The sequence below is a fragment of the Kitasatospora sp. NPDC057518 genome, assembly GCF_042802075.1.
Classification (GTDB): domain Bacteria; phylum Actinomycetota; class Actinomycetes; order Streptomycetales; family Streptomycetaceae; genus Kitasatospora.
On record NZ_JBHVEU010000749.1, the window covers coordinates 1 to 2,005 of the forward strand.

Genomic DNA, 2,005 nt, shown 5'->3' on the forward strand with positions numbered 1-2,005 from the left:
GTCCGCTCGGTGGCCGGCGCCCCGGCCGTTTCGCCGTACGGAGACGCCGCTCAGTACCGCGAGCACCGCTCAGCATGGGAAGCGCCGCTCAGCCTGGGAGTACCGCTCGGCACGGGAAGCGCCGCTCAGCACGGGAAGCACCGCTCAGCGCTTGCGGAGCCAGTCGGCGAAGGCCGCCAGGCCCGGGCCCGGGTCGCGGCGGCCGAGGCCGATCCGGAACCGGTCGGCCGGGGTCGGGGTCAGCTCCGAGCGGAAGATCCCGGCGGGCAGCAGCAGCACGCCCGCCTGCTCGACCAGCGCGGTGCAGAACTCCTCCACGCCGTCCGGGCCCAGGTAGCGCGGGAAGGCCACGCAGCCGCCGTCCGGCGCGCGCCACTCGAAGAGGTCGGCGAACTCGGCGAAGAAGGCGTCGAACAGCGGCAGGTTCCCGGCGATGATCGCGCGGTTGCGGGCCAGGATGCGGTCGCGAGCGGTGATCGCGATCCGGGCCAGCACCTCGCTCGGCGCCGAGTTGCAGATCGTGGTGTAGTGCTTGGCCCGCTCCAGGCGCGAGCGCAGCTCCTGGTCCCGGCAGGCGATCCAGCCGATCCGCAGGCCGGGCAGGCCGAGCGACTTGGAGGTCACGTTGAGCGAGAGGGCCCGCTCGGAGAGGTCGGCGGCCTGCGGCAGGGCGCGGGCCGGGTCGCGCTCCAGGCCGCGGTAGACCTCGTCCGAGAACAGCCGGACGCCGCGCTCGTCGCAGAGCTCGGCCAGCCGGACGAAGTCGGCGGCGTCGATCACCGTGCCGGTCGGGTTGTTCGGGAAGTTGACCGACAGCACCCTGGTGTTCGGCCGCAGCGCCGCCTCGACCGCGTCCAGGTCCAGCGCCCAGTCCCGCTCCGGGTCCAGCGCGACGCCGGTGACCTCGCAGAGCGAGAGCGGGACGGTCTCGGCGGACTGGTAGTTCGGGGTCAGCACCACCGCGTGGTCGCCCGGTTCGAGCAGGACCTGCATGGCGAGGTTGAGCCCCTCCTGGGCGCCGCCGAAGCAGATCACGTCGTCCTCGCCGACCCGCTCGTACATCCCGGCGACGGCGCGGCGCAGCCCGGGGTCGCCGAAGGTCTCGGTGTAGCCGAGGGCCAGGGTGTCCCAGGCCTCGCGGTCCTCGGGGCCCGCCAGGGCGAGCAGCTCGGCCATCGTCATGGTCTGCGCGTCGGAGGCGGTGAGGTGGTGGCGGGCGGTGAACTCCCAGCGCGAGAAGTGGGTTTCGAGCCGGAAGTCGGGGAGCCGGGTCACTGGTGGTCCTCCTCGGTGGGGCCCGCGGGGTGCTGCTTGAGCTCGGCGAGCAGGCTGTAGGCGCTGGAGCGGGAGATCCGCAGCGCGGTGGCGACGACGGGGACGGCGCGCCGGACGGCGAACACGCCCGCCCGGTCGAGTTCGCCCAGGACGGCCAGCCGGTCCTCGCGGGTGAAGCGCTCCAGCGGGCGGCCCTGGGCGCGGACGTACCCGCCGACCACGTCGTTGATCCGCTCGGTCCAGTCGCGCTCGAAGAGCGGTTCGGGGCGCGGCGCGGTGGGGGCGGCGAAGCCGGCCAGCAGGGCGGCGGCCTGCTCCAGCGGGCCGCGGTCGAGGTTGACGCAGAGCACCGCGGTGGGCTTCCCGTCGTCGTCGCGCAGCACGGCGCTGACGGAGGAGAGCCGCCGTCCGTCGGGCAGCAGCTTCGCGTACGGGCCGTAGACGTCGGGGGCGGAGGGGTCGATCCCGTCGAGCTCGCCGAGCAGTGACGGGTCGCCGGGGGCCCGGGGGGTCATCGGGTTCCAGACGGCGAGGACCCGGTCGGTGGCGGTGTCGTGCAGCACGACCTCGGCGTACGGGCCGAGCAGCAGGGCCACCGCGCGGCAGACCGGGGACCAGGTCCGCACGCGGGGGTCGGGGTTTTCCGAGGACATGCCTGGACTGTACGTCCGGATCGGACACTTGGTCCAGGGCTTTTCACGCCCCGGGCCCCGCCGGAGGGTTCCGGCGC

The 2,005-nt window shown here is 74.2% G+C and carries 2 protein-coding genes; both read right to left on the reverse strand.

Annotated features, from left to right (window positions below; all coding sequences use genetic code 11):
• Positions 1-144: 144 nt before the first annotated feature.
• The gene (locus tag ACFU7Z_RS39060; protein WP_074004924.1) at positions 145-1,275 is read right to left on the reverse strand and encodes an aminotransferase class I/II-fold pyridoxal phosphate-dependent enzyme; all 1,131 of its coding nucleotides are present in this window, start codon (positions 1,273-1,275) and stop codon (positions 145-147) included.
• Positions 1,272-1,928 carry a transcriptional regulator gene (locus ACFU7Z_RS39065; protein ID WP_380782912.1) on the reverse strand — a complete coding sequence of 219 codons (657 nt, stop codon included), beginning with the start codon at positions 1,926-1,928 and terminating at the stop codon, positions 1,272-1,274. The genes ACFU7Z_RS39060 and ACFU7Z_RS39065 overlap by 4 nt, the downstream gene beginning before the upstream one ends.
• Between the last annotated feature and the right edge of the window lie 77 nt (positions 1,929-2,005).